The following is a 17,178-nucleotide window of genomic DNA, read 5'->3' as shown; positions in this document are numbered from 1 at the left end:
AATTGAAAGTCAATTATGCAAGAAAAATCTGTCAAAATAACGTTATTAAAGTCAATATATGCGATATTGGTATTTGTTATAGCAGTGCTTGTTATCAGCAAGTTTTCAAATGAGGATAATGCTGATATGACAGCGCAGATGTCAGAAGCGACTCTTCCCACAGTGACATTTACCAGTGGTCATAAGAAAATAAATCCACTTCATGGCTACCTGACTGAAATGGATGTCAGTCATATGCGTGGGACTATTATACCTATAGGCAGCAACAGAGATGTTTCCTTTAAAATAGATACCTATGGAAAAAGTGTGTCCAATATTTCTTTTGAAGTGAGAAATATAAATGGTTCAGGACTTGTGGAAAGCACAGAGCTTCAGGACTATAAAGATGATTCCGGAGTTATCAAAGGCTCTTTTCAGGTAAAAGATCTTATAGCGCAAAATACAGAGTATATGCTTGTAATGCTGATGGATACTGAGAGGGGAAGAGCAAGGTTTTACACAAGGATTATCTGGACGAATGATGATAGCAGATATCATATTGATGATGAAGTTGAATTTGTAAGATCATTTAGCGAGGCGACTTTTGACAAGGAAAAAGCTTCAGAGTATTCAAGATACCTTGAGTCTAATTCAGAAGGTGACAATACATCTTTTAACAAAGTAAATATTCATAGCAGTTTTAATCAGGTCACCTGGGGAGACCTGGAAGTATCAGGACATACAGAGCCGGAGATATATGTTACTGATATTCACCCACAGACTGGAAGTTATAAGCTGCTTTACAGAGTCAGCATCAAGGAAGGTGCGTCTAATAAAATATATGACGTTGAAGAGGCTTTCAGAGTGAGATATACATCCGACAGGATTTATCTTCTCAACTATGAAAGAACCATGAATTATGTATTTGATTCGAATTCTTTTTCCATTACCAAGAATACGATAGGACTTAGTATTTCAAGTCCCGATATACAGCTTGTGGAAAGCAGTTCAGGAACAGCGTTTGCCTTTGTGTCCGAGAACAGGCTTTATATGCTCAATAATTCAGAAAACAAGCTGGCATATCTTTTTGGGTTCTATGACAATGAAAATGATGACATAAGAACAAGATGGGATAAGAATGACATAAAGATATTAAAGGTAGATGAAGCCGGAAATGTAAAGTTCGCCGTTGCAGGATATATGAATAGAGGAATGCACGAAGGCGAGACAGGAATTGCTGTTTATGACTATAATTCTACGCTTAATGCAGTTGAGGAACAGGTTTTCATAGAAAGCAGATTTGATCCTGAAATAGTAATGGAATACGTCAATACTATAGCTTATGCAAATTCCAGTGAAGTATTTTTTGTAATGCTGGATCAGAATATCTATGAGATAGATTTAAATGAAAGATCGGTTTCGCTTTTGGTTGAGTCAATCGGAGGCGGCAATTATAAGATTTCTGATTCAAAGAGCACAATTGCATGGCAGAACGAAGATTTAAAGAGCCTTAACATGATAAATCTAAGCACGAAAGCCACTTCAGTGATAATCGCTGATAGTGGAGATCTGATAAGAATTCTTGGATTTATGGGCGAGGACATGGTATATGGTCTTGTTCATGAAAGTGATGTTTTAACTGACCAGATGGGAAATCCTGTTTTTGCCATGTATAATATAAGAATACAGGACAGCCAGGGAAATATACTGGAAAACTACAAACCGGAGGGGATTTATGTTACCTCTGCGCGTATAGTTGATAATCAGATTAAAATGACCCGTGTGGTAAAAGATGAAGAAGCAGTTAAGTATGTAAGCACCTATGACGATCAGATTGTAAGCACGCTTAAACCTGAGAGTGGAAGTAATGTGGTATCTGTGGTCTCTGTAGACGTTTATGAAAAGATTGTGCAGATAAATGCAAAGAGTGAGATAAAGACAAAGCAGTTAAGAGTGCTTACTCCGGCGCAGACTTTGTTTGAAGGCGATAGAAATGTCAAAATAGATTCAGGCCGGGACAGCAAAGAAAATCCTTTTTATTATGTTTATGGCCTGATGGGAATGGAAGGCATTTACTCAGATTCCGCGCAGGCTGTAAAAACAGCTTATTCGTCGCCAGCAACCGTTGTCGGCGATAATAATAAGTATGTATGGGTGAAGGGAAATCTTTTAAAGTCGAACCAGATAATGGCTATTACAAGAAATGCAGAGAACTATGAGGATATGACTTCCAAGAATCCTGTGGCAGTATGTCTTGAGATGATTCTTTCATTTGAGGGAATAAGTCGTAATGTGGAGACGCTTCTTGAATCAGGACAGGGCGTGAATCAGATACTTGAGAAGTCGCTTCCAAGTGCGCAGATTATCGACCTTGATGGATGTCCGATGTCAGCTATGCTTTATTATGTAAATCAGGATATTCCGGTAATGGCTATGCTTAACGATGGGACAGCGCTTCTTTTGATCGGTTTTAATGATCTTAATACTGTACTTATGAATCCGATGACAGGCACAGTGTATAAATATGGAATGAATGATTCGGAAAAAATGTTTGAAGAAAATGGAAACCATTTTATAACCTATTTGATGGAGGATAACTAAATGGAGAATTTTGATTTTGAAATGGTTAAAAACCCTGAGATTTTTAAGGATAATGTTCTTCCTGCGCATGGAGATTTTGTGGCATATGCGACTGAGGATGAGCTTTTTGAAAAAGTATCATCACTTAGATTGTCTTTAAACGGTCTTTGGAAGTTTCATTATGCAAAGGCATATAGAAACACAGTTAAGGGGTTTGAAAAAGAAGACTATGACTGTAACTTTTGGGATGATATTAGAGTTCCTGCACATATGCAGATGGAAGGCTATGATGTTCCTGCCTACATAAATGTTCAGTATCCCTGGGATGGTCATGAGAAGATTGAACTTGGTCAGGTTCCGGAGGAGTTTAACCCCGTTGGAAGCTATGTAAAGTATTTCAGACTGCCTGATAGTTGGGATGGAAAGGAAGTTCATATTGTATTTGAAGGCGTAGAGAGTGGGTTTGCATTGTGGCTTAACGGAGAATATGTTGGCTATAGTGAAGATACCTTTACACCTTCTGAGTTTGATCTGACGCCTTACCTGAAAAAAGGAATCAATAAACTTGCTGCGCAGGTTATAAAGTGGACTTCTTCAAGCTGGATGGAAGATCAGGATTTCTTTAGATTTTCAGGAATATATAGGGATGTTTACCTTCAGCTAATTCCTGAAGTACATTTAAATGATGTGAAGGTTCGCACAGTATTAAATGATGACTTTAGTGAGGCAGAGCTTGAGCTGACTATTGATGCAAAGGGTGAAGGCTGCACAACGGAGTATGTTCTTTATAGAAACAATCATCAGGTTGTCAAAGGAACTGTTTCAAATGGAAAAGATGTTGTGGCAACTGAGAAGGTCTTTTCACCAATGCTCTGGAGCGCAGAGGATCCGCAGCTCTATCAGCTTGTACTCCGCGTAAAGGATTCTCAGGGAGAGATTACTGAGGTTGTCAGACAGAATGTCGGCTTTAGAAAATTTGAGATGAAGGATGGGCTTATGCTCATCAATGGCAAGAGAATAGTATTCAAGGGAGTTAACAGGCATGAGTTTTCCTGCGAGACAGGGCGTGTAGTTACTTATGAGGAGACTCTTAAGGATATTATTACTATGAAGAAAAATAATATCAATGCCATAAGAACCAGCCACTATCAGAATTCTGCAAAGCTCTATGAACTATGCGATATCTACGGACTTTATATGATAGCTGAGAACAACATGGAAACCCATGGAAGCTGGTCACATCTTGGCAATGAGGCGGCTATACCTTATGCGATTCCCGGCAGCAGAGAGAACTGCATGGCTGTCATGCTTGACAGAATTAATTCAACTTATCAGCTTGATAAGAATCATCCGTCCGTGCTTATCTGGTCAATTGGTAATGAGTCTCATGGCGGAAAGGTGCCTTATGAGATGTCACAGCTCTTTAGAAAGCTTGATCCGGACAGACTTGTTCATTATGAGGGAATCTGCCATGACAGAACCTATAATGATACAAGCGATATGGAAAGCCAGATGTATCCTTCTGTAAGCAGCATCGAGAAATTTTTGAAGGAACATACGGATAAGCCTTTCATTTGTTGTGAGTATACACATGCCATGGCAAATTCCTGTGGAGGTATGTTCAAATACACTGATCTTGCAGACAGGGAGCCGAGATATCAGGGTGGCTTTATTTGGGATTATGTTGATCAGTCTATCCGCAAGAAAAATAGATTTGGTGAAGAATTCCAGGCTTATGGCGGTGACCATGGTGAAAGACCATGCGACTACAACTTTAGCGGAAATGGAATAGTTGATGGTCAGAGAAATCCTTACGCTAAGATGCAGGATGTTAAGTTTAACTATCAGAGCATCAAGGTAACTGTGGAAGCTGACAATGTTAAGATCAGAAATACAGCTCTTTTCACAAATACAAATGAGTATGACTGCATAGTTGTTCTTGAAAGAGACGGAAAGAAGATTCTTGAAAAGCGCATGGCAACAGATGTTGAGCCTCTTTCTGAAAAAGAATATGAGCTTCCTGAGGCTATCAGAGAAAAGATGGCAGTTGTTGGAGCTGAAAGCTATAACGAGAATGGGCCGTTCCCTCTTGAAGAGTATGCAGTTACTGTTTCATTCAGATTGAGAGAGGATACAAGCTGGGCAGAGCGCGGACATGAAGTTGCTTTTGGACAGGGAGTATTTAAGACCTCTGCATCAACTTATGTAAGCTGTGGGGAACTAAAGGTAATCAAGGGCGACTATAACCTGGGCGTAAAGGGCAATCATTTTTCTGTACTCTTTAACCGAGATATGGGAAATATTGTGTCATATCGCTATGGCGGAAGAGAACTTATCGAGAGCGTTCCCAAAGCTAATTTCTGGCGTGCGCCTGTTGATAATGATAAGGGAAATAGGATGGCTGCCAGATATGCCCAGTGGAAGCTTGCAAGTCTTTATGCTTCACCATCCCCAATCATGGAGGAATCAAATGATTACAAAAATGGTGACTGGGAAGAACGTTCCAAGTATCCTATTGTAAAAGAGGATAAATGCAGTGTTAGTGTGACTTTCAAGCATTATCTTCCAACAGTGCCGGCATCAGCTGTTCTTATTACATACAATGTTACAGGAGATGGCAGAGTATGGATAAAAGAGGAATTTGAGCCTGTAAAGGGACTAACACCAATGCCTGAATTTGGAATGCTGTTTAAGTTCAGCGCAGACTTCAATAAGGTTGAGTATTATGGAAATGGTCCTGAAGAGAACTATGTTGATAGAAATAAGGGCGCAAAACTTGGAATATATAGTCGCAGTGTTGAGGATATGATGGAGAAATATCTGCGTCCACAGGAAACTGGAAACAGGACAGGAGTTCGCTGGGCTAAGATTATGGATAATAAGGGAAGAGGTCTTTTGTTTGAGGCACCTGATACCATGAACTTTAGTGCTCTTCCATATACACCGGAAGAACTTGAGGCAGCAGAGCATCCATACGAACTTCCAAGGTATTGCAAGACAGTTGTTCGTTGCAGTAGCATGCAGATGGGAATAGCAGGAGATGATTCATGGGGAGCTAAGACTCATTCGGAATTCCTTCTTCCTAATGACAAGAAACTTACATTTGTTATGAGCTTTAAGGGAATCTGAAATTATTAGAGGTTACAAAAAGAAACTGGCAATTGTTATTTTTGATGTAGGATAACGATAAATAATTAAGATTTTGACTACTTGGGGAACTGTGCTATCAAGCAAACAGACAAGAAGTTGGTCTGGTTATTTAAGAAACGATGTACTAGTAGGAGAGATGGCTATGGACGAAAATATTGTAAAAAGGAATGAACTTTTGGCACAGAAGGTTATTAAAGGGCTGGAGTCAAGAAATATGACCGGGTATTATGCCGCTAATAAAGAAGAGGCTCTTAAGAAGGCACTTGAGATTATTCCTGAGGGTAGCTCAATTGCAATGGGCGGAGCAATGAGCGCTCACGAGATTGGGCTTGTAGATGCAGTTAAAACCGGCAATTACAGATTTATTGACAGAGATAAAGCAGAAGATAAGAGGGCATGCATGCTTGAGTCCTACGATGCAGATTTCTTCCTGGCAAGTGCAAATGCTATGACTGATGATGGAATTATCGTGAATATTGATGGTAATTCGAATCGTGTTTCCATGATAGCTCAGGGACCTAAGAAAGTTCTTTTCATAGTTGGGATGAATAAGGTCTGCGCTGATATTGATAGTGCAATGAAGAGAGCAAGAAATGTTGCAGCGCCTACGAATGCTCAGAGATTTGGGCTTTCTACTCCTTGTGCAAAGCTTGGTACATGCATGGACTGCAAATCACCTGACACTATATGCTGTCAGTTCCTTATTACAAGGTTTTCAAGGCATAAAGACAGAATACATGTGATCCTGGTCAATGATAATCTGGGATTCTAAAGAATGACTTATCAAATCATTAGGGAAACGCTTTGATTAGCGTTTCCCTAGTGATTGCAGGTGTTCATGTTATTTTTATGGAACAGAGTAATTGGGGGAATAGATGAAACTACGAATTAACTGTGAAACTTGTGACGCTAGAAGAATCAATGAAGACAACTATAGGGAGTTCAGCCAGATTCGTGTTTATACAGAGAAACTGATTGTTGATGACCGAAGCAAAGAGGTACTGAACAGATTACCTTTTAATATTAAGGCTGAAGAAGTAAGAACGAAAGATTTTACAGAAGAACCGGGATGTAAGACTCAGAATGTCAATGGAATATATGAGATAGCGCCTGATTCTTCAGTTCCGGAAGGAACATCAATAGCTGTAAATGGTATGTTAAAGATAGCGCCCGGAAGCCAGGAGGTACTAAAGAGATTTAGCAGGATAACTGTTAACGGTGTTATTCTGTGCCCAAGAAGTATTGCATCTCTTTTGCCATTCCCGGGGCTTACCATCAATGGTATAACAAAGGCATATCCAGATGATTATGTGCTCATGGACAATCAGTACAGACTGGATAAGTATTTCCCGCTAAGAGCGCAGGAAAATACAGGTTATTATGCTGCGTCGTTTATTTATGACGGGGATATTGAAACTGATTTTACAAAGCTTGCTGCGAAAAATGTTAAGTTTTCAACCGGTAAAATATATATTAGAAAAAGCCATCTTGAAACGGCACTTCCACTTTTTAATATAGAAGCTAAGATTGTAGAAATTCCGGATAATTGCAATGTGATCGTGGCTGACCAGAATGAACTTGACGAGCAGTTTGTAAATACTTATGGAACTAATCTTTATATCATTGGTCATTTGCACGTTGCTGCTGAGAACATGCATGCGCTAAATAGGATTGAGTCTCTTTTTGTAGAGGGAGATATTACTACGCAGAAAGAATGTGTTCTTAGGCTGAATGAGATTAAAGCAATCTGCAGCAATATGATAGTCAGCCGAGGCGTGGTAATGGAAGATATGGCAATGGCAACCCTTGACAGAACAACTCTGGAAAGAGCTACAGAGGGAGTGCTTGTGAGAGATTGTGCGCTTCTTAAGATCGAAAAAGATGTTCCAGAAGAACTTATAAGGCAGCGCCTTAAGATAAGGGACTGCGCAAAAGTCAACTGTTCAAACGAGCAGAAAGCTGCTGTTAGCGCGGTTTCAAGCGATGTCGCATTTATTGGAACAAGTAGCGTGAAATCATTGTTTGGAAATTTATTCGGAAATGGTTCTGCAGAAATGGAATTGCAGCCAGAGACATCGGCGTTTGAGGATGATACAAGGTATATCAATGCGGAGTACTATGAGCTGTGATTTATTCATAAATATGTTCTGATAAAAATGGAAACAGATAAGTAATTATTGGAATGGTGCTTTATGAACATTGCGCTGATAATGTAAGTTAATTTGGAGACACATTATTTAAGAAAAGAGAAATTGATGAAAAAAGACATAAAAGCTGTCATATTTGATCTTGACGGTACGCTCACAGATACAGAAAAGTTTTATCAGAAAGCCTGGCCGGAGGCACTTGAACACTTTGGATATAAGTGTGAGCCCTGGATGCCTTTAGAACTTAGGTCTTTGGGGCGACCATTTGCTCCTCTTAAGTTTAAAGAGTGGTTTGGTGAAGACTTTGACTACGATAAAGTGCGCGAGTATAGGAAAGAGATTGTAGTAGATATGATAAAAGAAAAAGGGATACCCTTAAAGCCCGGAGCAAAAGAAATCCTGATGTGGCTTAGGGAGAACGGGATTCTTACATGCATAGCAACTGCAAATGATTATGAGCGCACAAAGGGGTATCTTAATAAGCTTGGATTATTTGAGCTTTTTGATAAGATAATCTGTGCTGATATGGTAAAAGAGGGTAAACCTTCACCGGATATTTACTCCTATGCCTGTGAGCAGCTTGGACTTTCGCCAAAGGCGACTTTTGCTGTAGAAGATTCACCTAATGGAGTTACCAGCGCTTATCTTGCAGGATGTAATGTAATCATGGTTCCGGATCTTACACAGCCTGATGAAGAAACAAGAGGAAAGCTCTTTGCCTGTGTGGATAAACTTATGGATATATGTGAGCTTTGAAAAACGCTGCCAACTTTTGAATTGAAAAGTTGGCAGCGTTCATTTTATTAAATTTAATTATTCTGCTCCATTGAAGCTTTAAGTTCGCCACTATTATAGCGCTCAATGATGCTGTTAATACGCTCAACAGGATTGAGAAGGTCACTGATTGATGCATCGTGGTTAAGAGTATCGATAAGATAAGCAATGTACTTACTCATATCACAGCTGATGTACCATTCACGTGAGAGAAGTTCAGGAGTCTGGTAGATAAGGTTTGTAGTAAGAATCTTATCAATGATTCCGTTCTCATAAGCTTTATCAAATTCTTCAAGACCATTTGTGAAAAGACCAAATGTTGAGAAAGCATAGATTCGTGCAGCCTTACGATCTTTAAGGGCCTTAGCGACATCTATAAGACTTTCACCTGAAGAAATCATATCATCAACGATAATAACTGATTTGCCTTCAACGCTTGTTCCAAGGAACTCATGTGAAACGATAGGATTGCGTCCATCAACAACCTGAGTGTAATCACGTCTTTTGTAGAACATACCAACATCAAGACCAAGAACGCTTGCAAGATAGATTGCACGTCCCATACCGCCTTCATCAGGGCTGATTACCATCATGTGATCTGAATCAATCTTAAGATCCCAGACGTTGCGAAGAAGCGCTTTAATAAACTGATAAGTTGTACGTACGGTTTCAAAACCGTTAAGTGGAATAGCATTCTGGACTCTTGGATCATGAGCATCAAATGTGATTATATTATCAACACCCATGTTTACAAGTTCCTGAAGAGCAATAGCACAGTCGAGAGATTCTCTTGAACTTCTCTTGTGCTGTCTTGACTCATATAAGAAAGGCATGATGACGGTTATTCTTCTGGCTTTACCGCCAACAGCCGCGATGATTCTTTTTAAATCCTGATAATGATCATCAGGAGACATATGATTTACCTGACCAAAAAGAGAGTATGTCTGTGAATAATTACATACATCTACAAGAAGGTAAAGATCATCTCCACGCACGGAGGCTTTGATGACTCCTTTTGCTTCACCGGTTCCAAATCGCGGAACGTCTGCATCAAGGATATAAGTTGGACGTTCATATCCAGTAAAGGCGAGACTGCCTTTGTGTTCGTTCTCTCTTTCAGCTCTCCATTTTACGAGATAGTAATCAACTTTTTCTGCAAGAGTACTGACTCCCTTAAGTGGAATAATTCCGAGTGAACCGACGGGAATCGTCTCCAGATTACGTTTCTCTTCTCTTTTTGGCATTACTGCAAATCCTCACTTTCTTTTTTGGCAATTTTCTTTAGTTTTCGGATATCCTGACCAGTCATTTTTAGTAGTTTGTAATTGCTGATGATTCTGGAAATGATTCTGTCTGAGTAAATAGCCTGTAATTGTTCCAGTGAAAGGTTAGTTGTTATAATAGTAGATCTCTTTCTGTTATCTCTTTCGTTGAGGCAGGAGAATAATTCTGATGCCACAAAGCTGTTAGTGCGTTCAGTGCCAAGGTCATCGATAATAAGAAGTTCGCAGTTGTACAGGTCATCATAAATACTATGAAGCTCCTGCTTGGCCTTGGCATCAAAGACATATTCGGAAAGCAGATTGAATAGTCCTGATGAACTAAAATATATAACAGAATGGCCTTTTTTCAATAATTCATTCGCAACACAAATTGACAGGAATGATTTGCCAGTACCAACTGTACCATAAATGAATAAATTTTGGTAGTCAGAGTTAAAATTATTAATAAAATCTTCACTTGTATGGACTGCGCCCAGAAATCTTTTAAGATCTTCGCCAGAATAATACTTGTCTGACATGCGCTTGAAATTTGCGGATTTTGTGAGTAATTTCAGATTTGATTTATCATAGAGTGTTTCAATGATTTTCTGCTTGAAACAGTGACATTTTTCGTTGCCGACATATCCGGTATCCTTGCAATCCTGACAGGTATAGCCCATATCAAGATAATCTGAAGAAAAACCGGCATCAGTTAAAAGAGTAAGTTTTTTACCTGCGATTTCAGCAAGCTGCTTTTTTAAAATGGAGCGGTCAAGTCGTTCGCCCATCAGAAGTCTTTTACCAAATTCAACGGAAGCGCTTGCTGTTTCATCTTCAAGTTCTTTATATCCGGGAACATTATCATAAACGTAGCGCTGCCTCTCTTCAAGCTCCTGCCTGTGAAGAGAGCGGCGCTCCTCATATTCGTGCATTATAGCGTCATACTGAGTATTGGTTAATGCCATCGTGGACTCCTTTTGCCGAATTTATCATTGAAATAATAATGCTTAATTGTCAAGAATCTGCTTTTCGAGCTCAGCAAAGTTATATGTGTTCTGCTGGAACTGATTGAAACGGTTCTGGTTTGCGCTTGTGCGAATATATGATTCGCCTGAGCGATTCTTCATATTGATGGATGATATGGAAGCAACTGCGGCCTTGCTTTTTAAATTAGCAGTGTGTGTGGCGTCAAGTCTGGCAATATCCTCCCTTGTTGATACCTTATTTTCATGCCAGGAACGAAGTATTGAGTCACAATACTTTAATCTGTTCTTCTGAGTAGCCATTACAGTGCGGTCGCAGGCTTCCATAATGATATCCATCTTGAATCCCAACTCCCCACGCCAGGAACTGATAATAGTTCCTTCTTTTACGGTAGGCGCATTCTCCATGCCTAAAGATCTCATAACTGTGATGACATCTTCATCATGTCTCATAACCTCTGTACGAGCCTGCTTTGGAGTTTTGATGCCTTCCTGATTCCAGTTGATAGCAACTTTTTCCATGTATCTGAAATCAGATTTATGATTATCGACGCAGTACTGCATCAGATAGTCCAATAACTCATCACTAAACTTAAGTTCATCATGTATATAGTATATAGTAGACATCTCTGTAGGGTTAAGTGGTCTTCCGTAATACTGTTCTGCAATGAACATGATGCCACTTCCTTCAGACAGCTTGAACTCTTTAAGCTGAGAAGCAGTGTAGGAAGGCTTTGCAGGATAGCTTGGTTCAGGAGCCTGTACAGGCTGACTTGGAGCAGCAGTAGGAAGTGCTCTTAAAACTGTATCCTCTCTACGTCTTCCATAGCTTGAACGTGTAGTGATATCTTCCATATGAATGCTGGTAAGATTCTGGGCAGAATCATACTCAAGACTGATGAGTCCCTTTTTCTCCCAGTACTTAAGAGCGCGAACAACGTCTTTTTCTGTATGATTGAATTTGTCAGCCAGATCAGGTACGCTGGTTGGCAGATTGGAACTCATCATGCGCAGAAGATAAAGGTAAATCTTAAGCTGAGCATCATTTGCATCCTGCATATATTCATCTATAAAAATATTGGAAATACTAGTCGCTTCATCCCCCATGTTATGACTAATAGTAACTTTCCCCATCATCGATCTAATCACCTCATGCAACAATTTTAGTTGTTCGGAGAACTCTTTATCCACCGGACTTTCCCTCGAACAATTGGAATTATAGCATGACACTTTTTTAAATGATATGGAAAAAGTGACGAAGAAATATAGTACACATGGGAGTTTCCGGTTGTGGAATATAACTGTGGAATTTGTGGATAACGTGGATTATTAAATTTTTATAAATAAAAAATAGCCAGTCTATAAGCTTTTTCATAAAATTTTATAAGCTTTTTTAGACTGGCTTTTATCCACCGAAAACGATTTACATAAAATCACAAATAAAAGTGGAAATGTGGAAAAGTATTATTTACCAAGGAGTTCATCGCCTATTTTCACAATATCTCCGGCTCCCATAGTTATCAACAAATCTCCCTTAGTGCAATTTTGCAAAAGAAATTTTTCTATCTCATCAAAGTTTTCCAAAGAAGGAAAATAATTGCATTCATGGCCCTTTTCAACAATCTTGTCGCGAAGAGTACGTGAACTAATGCCTAAGGTATCGGTCTCTCTTGCAGCATAAATGTCTGCAAGCACGACGTGATCAGCCAGTGACAGAGCATCTGCGAACTCATTTAACAGAGCTTTGGTTCTTGTGTAGGTATGTGGCTGGAATACACACCATATCTTTTTATGTGGATAATTCTGTGCAGCTGTCAGGGTGGCCTTTATCTCTGTTGGATGATGTGCATAATCGTCGATTATTGTCACTCCGCCAATCTCACCCTTATATTCAAAACGTCTGCTTGTTCCGCCAAAAGCAGAGAGTGCTTTTGCCACATGTTTGTGATCAAAGCCAAAGATATCGGATACTGCAATGGAAGCAAGGGCATTGTAGACATTGTGGATTCCCGGAACGGCAAGCTTGATGTCTAATGTTTCATTATTAGGAAGATGAGCAGTGAAAGATGGATATCCCTGTTCATCATATTTAATATCTGAAGGGTAATAGTCAAATTCTTCCTTGGAACCATACTTTATAATACTGCAAGGCAAACCATCTGTGATGAATTCTACATTTTCAATGTCGCCGTTTATTACTAAAGTACCATCTGCCGGTAAAAGATTGGCGAATTTCTTAAAGGAATTTCTGATATCATCAAGGTCCTTGAAGAAATCAAGGTGATCAGCATCAATATTGGAAATAATGCTTATCTTAGGGAAAAAGCTTAAGAAGCTGTTGGTGTATTCACAGGCTTCTGTAACAAAATATTCGGATTTACCAACGCGGATATTCCCTGCAATATCTTTAAAAATTCCACCGATTGAAAGAGTTGGGTCAGTGTCAGCTTCAAGAAGAATCTTGGATAGCATGGAAGTTGTTGTTGTCTTTCCGTGTGTTCCGGCAACAGCTACAGGAAGCTCGTACTGTTTCATGATCTGGCCGAGGAGTTCAGCTCTGGTAAGCATTGGAAGGTTTGCCTTTTTTGCTGCAGCAAATTCCGGATTATCGGGATGAATGGCAGCAGTGTAAACAACTACATCAATGTCCTTGGTATTAGTGATGTTTTCAGACTTCTGGCCATAAAAGACATTGATGCCTTTTTTCTCAAGAGCCTCTGTTATTGCGGATTTTTTGGCATCTGAACCGGAAACCTTAAAATTTTCTGCGATAAGAATCTGTGCGAGACCACTCATGGAAATGCCGCCGATTCCGATGAAATATACATGAGCAGGCTTTTTGAAATCTATCTGATACATAAAATAACCTCGATTCTTCCTTATAATTAATATAGAAAAATTTTATCTTTTTACGGATTTAATTCTAACACTTATTTGTTCATTGTCAAAAAATGGAAAATCAAGTTGGAATTTAATAATGAATAGCAACTTAGTAGCCAGCTTAAACGTTTACGTTATTTTTTTTATCAAAAAAAGTAAAAAGCACGTCTACAATGTAATTTCTTATGATATACTTTATATAGGAAAAAAGCGATTTTCTGTGACATGAATATATGAAGATTCATGTTTGGTGTATCAAAAATAAGTTATTGCATCTCGCAATAACAATACAGCAACGAGGTGGAACATGATAAAGAAAGAAATGATCGCCATGCTTTTGGCTGGGGGCCAGGGCAGCAGATTGGGCGTGCTGACGGCCAAAATGGCGAAGCCAGCCGTTTCATTTGGGGGAAAATACAGGATAATTGATTTCCCTTTGAGCAATTGTATCAATTCAGGAGTGGACACTGTAGGTGTTCTGACACAGTATCGACCACTCAGACTTAATTCTCACATTGGCATTGGTATCCCGTGGGATCTCGACCGTAATTTTGGTGGCGTAACTGTTTTGCCTCCTTATGAAAAGAGCTCTAACAGTGAGTGGTATACCGGTACAGCCAATGCTATTTACCAGAACCTGGAATACATGGAATATTATAATCCTGATTATGTGCTCATCCTTTCCGGTGACCATATTTATAAGATGGATTATGAGACCATGCTTGATTTCCATAAATCAAGCGGTGCGGATGCGACTATCGCTGTTATGCCTGTTCCTATGGAAGAGGCAAGCAGATTCGGAATCATGATCACAGATCAGAACAAGAGAATTATTGATTTCGAAGAAAAGCCTGAACATCCACGCAGCAATCTGGCATCTATGGGTATCTATATTTTCTCATGGAAAGCACTTAAAGAGGCTCTTATTAAGAATAAGGATCAGGCAGGACTAGATTTTGGTAAGCATATTATTCCTTATTGCAAAGATCATGGCCAGTCACTTTATGCCTACGAGTTCGATGGATACTGGAAGGATGTTGGAACTCTTACTTCTTATTGGGAAGCTAACATGGAGCTTATCGACATTGTTCCTGAGTTCAATCTTTATGAGGAATATTGGAAAATATATACTTCCAGCGATGTACAGCCACCACAGTATTTGGGACCTGAGAGCGCGATTGAGCGTAGTATCGTAGGTGAAGGCTGTGAAATTTACGGAAGAGTTTATAATTCTGTAATCGGCCCCGGCGTTAAGATAGGTAAGGGTACGGTTGTAAGTCATTCCATCATCATGAATGAATCAGAGATCGGTGAAGGCTGCAACATCGAAAAGGCTATCATTGCTGAAAAAGTTAAGATCGGTAACGGCGTAACGCTTGGTGCTTTTGAAGAAAAAGAAAATGAGACTAAACCAAACATCTATTGTGAAGGTCTCTGCACTATCGGTGAGAAGTCAGTTATTCCTGACAACGTTCAGATTGGTAAGAATACAATGATTTCCGGAATAACTACTGCTGAGGATTATCATGACGGAATCCTTGAAAGTGGCAGAACATTAGATAAGGCAGGTGATTGACATGAGGGCGATTGGCATAATTTTAGCAGGTGGTAGCAGTAGCAGAATGCAGGAACTCTCTAAGAGAAGAGCGGTTTGTGCTATGCCGGTAGCAGGTTTTTACAGGAGTATCGACTTTGCGCTGAGTAACATGACAAACTCTCATATTCAGACAGTTGCTGTTTTTACACAATATAACGCAGGAAGTCTTAATGCGCATCTTAGTTCTTCTAAGTGGTGGGACTTCGGACGTAAGCAGGGTGGTCTTTACGTATTTACTCCTGCAGTTAAGGCATCAGGTAATCTCTGGTACAGAGGAACTGCTGATGCTATAGCACAGAATCTTGATTTCCTTAGAAGTTGTCATGAGCCTTATGTTATCATCACTTCCGGAGACTGTGTCTATAAAATGGATTACGCTAAGCTTCTTGAATATCATATTCAGAAGCAGGCAGATATCACAGTTGTATGTAAGGATATGCCGGCCAGCATCGATACAGAGAGATTTGGTACTATCCGCATGAACGAGGAGAGCCGAATCGAAGAGTTCGAGGAAAAGCCTGTAGTATCAAGATCAAACACTATTTCCTGTGGTATTTATGTAATTAGAAGAAGACAGCTCATTGAGCTTATTGAGAGAGCTGAATCAGAAGAAAGATATGATTTTGTAAGAGATATCCTTGTAAGATATAAGGATATGAAGAGAATCTACGGGTACAAGATCAAGGAATACTGGAACAATATTGCTTCTGTAGAGGATTACTACAGAACAAATATGGATTTCCTTAAGCCGGAAGTAAGACATTATTTCTTCCGCGAGTATCCAAGTATTTATACTAAAGTAGTGGATCTTCCTCCTGCAAAATATAATGTAGGAGTTAATGTAAAGAACAGTCTTATCTCCAGTGGATGTATCATCAACGGAGCGATTGAGGATTCTGTGATATTCAAGGGGGCATTTATAGGAAATAATTGCTATATCAAGAATTCTATTATCCTGAATGATGTTTATATCGGAGATAATTCTCATATTGAGAACTGTATCGTTGAGAGCCATGGAACTATTCAGGCAAACTCTTACTATAAGGAAGATAATGGAATTAAGATCGTTGTTGAAAACAACGAAAGATATGTACTTTGACATTACTAATTAAATAAATTGTTGATAAACATTGATACTTCAGTATAATTGCTAAGACTATCTGGCAATAATAGCTTTGTGGCCTTGGCGATATTAACCAAGAGGGGGTTACATAATGAAGATTACAGATGTTAGAGTTAGGAAAGTTACTAAGCAGGGAAAGATGCGCGCAGTTGTTTCAGTTACTTTTGATAATGAATTTGTTGTTCATGATATCAAAGTAATTGAGGGCGAGAGAGGCTTGTTTATAGCAATGCCAAGCAAGAAATCTACTGATGGTGAGTATAGGGATATCGCACATCCTATTAACTCTGATATGCGTAAAGTGCTGCAGGATACAATTTTAGAGGCATATGATAAGGCTGCCGATGAAGTTCCTGTAGAGGGGGAATAAGCTTTACGCTATATATCAATGAATGACTTCAAAGGAAGGAGGGTTTATATCGACCTTCCTTCTTTTTTAATGAATAGAAAATACCTATTTTACTTGTTTACTAAGGCAGTTCATGTTAATATGAAGCTGATGGGGCGGGGGCTTAGATTTAAGTTCCCGTTAATTTTTAGCGCAGAAAATGCTTAAAGCGGTTTCCTGCGCATAAATGCGTGGGCGAATATAAAAATCATTTGTCAGCATGTGGGATAATGGACCAGAGTAGGATTGAAAAAGTAGTTTATATGCTGGTAATAGGACTGAATAGATGATTAGGTGAGGAGAGAAAATTTTGTT

The 17,178-nt window shown here is 39.3% G+C and carries 12 protein-coding genes; 8 read left to right on the top strand and 4 right to left on the bottom strand.

All coding sequences use genetic code 11. The features are described 5' to 3' along the window. Window positions 1–15 precede the first annotated feature (15 nt). The 5 genes from BM086_RS17740 (at window position 16) to BM086_RS17720 (ending at window position 8,612) form a co-directional block, all read left to right on the top strand. On the top strand, window positions 16–2,580 hold the full coding sequence (locus tag BM086_RS17740) for a hypothetical protein (protein ID WP_092330437.1): 2,565 nt from the start codon (window positions 16–18) through the stop codon (window positions 2,578–2,580). Further along, complete coding sequence (locus BM086_RS17735) at window positions 2,581–5,688, top strand: glycoside hydrolase family 2 TIM barrel-domain containing protein (RefSeq protein ID WP_092330433.1); 3,108 nt, start codon at window positions 2,581–2,583, stop codon at window positions 5,686–5,688. A gap of 163 nt (window positions 5,689–5,851) precedes the next feature. Beyond that, window positions 5,852–6,481, top strand: a complete 630-nt coding sequence (locus tag BM086_RS17730) for a lactate utilization protein (RefSeq protein ID WP_092330429.1) — start codon at window positions 5,852–5,854, stop codon at window positions 6,479–6,481. 103 nt (window positions 6,482–6,584) lie between these two features. Continuing rightward, window positions 6,585–7,838 carry a hypothetical protein gene (locus BM086_RS17725; RefSeq protein ID WP_092330425.1) on the top strand — a complete coding sequence of 418 codons (1,254 nt, stop codon included), beginning with the start codon at window positions 6,585–6,587 and terminating at the stop codon, window positions 7,836–7,838. A gap of 126 nt (window positions 7,839–7,964) precedes the next feature. After that, window positions 7,965–8,612, top strand: a complete 648-nt coding sequence (locus BM086_RS17720) for an HAD family hydrolase (protein ID WP_092330422.1) — start codon at window positions 7,965–7,967, stop codon at window positions 8,610–8,612. Between the two features lie 53 nt (window positions 8,613–8,665). On the opposite strand, the gene BM086_RS17715 is transcribed toward BM086_RS17720, so the two are convergent. From BM086_RS17715 to murC, 4 genes are all read right to left on the bottom strand, one after another. After that, window positions 8,666–9,874: a ribose-phosphate pyrophosphokinase gene (locus tag BM086_RS17715; protein ID WP_092330417.1), complete on the bottom strand. Its 1,209-nt coding sequence runs from the start codon at window positions 9,872–9,874 to the stop codon at window positions 8,666–8,668. Then, complete coding sequence (locus BM086_RS17710; protein ID WP_092330413.1) at window positions 9,874–10,857, bottom strand: ATP-binding protein; 984 nt, start codon at window positions 10,855–10,857, stop codon at window positions 9,874–9,876. Before BM086_RS17710 ends, BM086_RS17715 begins: the two co-directional genes overlap by 1 nt. Before the next feature lie 42 nt (window positions 10,858–10,899). Further along, a complete protein-coding gene (locus BM086_RS17705) occupies window positions 10,900–12,012 on the bottom strand; it encodes a DnaD domain protein (protein ID WP_242952255.1) in 1,113 nt (370 codons plus the stop codon). Between the two features lie 327 nt (window positions 12,013–12,339). Next, entirely contained in the window at window positions 12,340–13,734 is a 1,395-nt protein-coding gene (murC, locus tag BM086_RS17700; protein WP_092330407.1) for a UDP-N-acetylmuramate--L-alanine ligase, read from the bottom strand. A gap of 328 nt (window positions 13,735–14,062) precedes the next feature. Here murC and BM086_RS17695 point away from each other — a divergent pair, with 328 nt between their 5' ends. The 3 genes from BM086_RS17695 (at window position 14,063) to spoVG (ending at window position 16,845) form a co-directional block, all read left to right on the top strand. Continuing rightward, the gene (locus BM086_RS17695) at window positions 14,063–15,331 is read left to right on the top strand and encodes a glucose-1-phosphate adenylyltransferase (RefSeq protein WP_092330403.1); all 1,269 of its coding nucleotides are present in this window, start codon (window positions 14,063–14,065) and stop codon (window positions 15,329–15,331) included. A gap of 1 nt (window position 15,332) precedes the next feature. Further along, on the top strand, window positions 15,333–16,451 hold the full coding sequence (gene glgD, locus BM086_RS17690; RefSeq protein ID WP_092330400.1) for a glucose-1-phosphate adenylyltransferase subunit GlgD: 1,119 nt from the start codon (window positions 15,333–15,335) through the stop codon (window positions 16,449–16,451). Window positions 16,452–16,566: 115 nt separating this feature from the next. Beyond that, window positions 16,567–16,845 carry a septation regulator SpoVG gene (gene spoVG, locus BM086_RS17685; protein WP_092330396.1) on the top strand — a complete coding sequence of 93 codons (279 nt, stop codon included), beginning with the start codon at window positions 16,567–16,569 and terminating at the stop codon, window positions 16,843–16,845. Window positions 16,846–17,178: the final 333 nt, after the last annotated feature.

The sequence above is a fragment of the Butyrivibrio sp. YAB3001 genome, assembly GCF_900112195.1.
In the GTDB taxonomy this organism is placed as follows: domain Bacteria; phylum Bacillota; class Clostridia; order Lachnospirales; family Lachnospiraceae; genus Butyrivibrio.
This window is presented reverse-complemented; position numbering and strand designations above follow the sequence as displayed.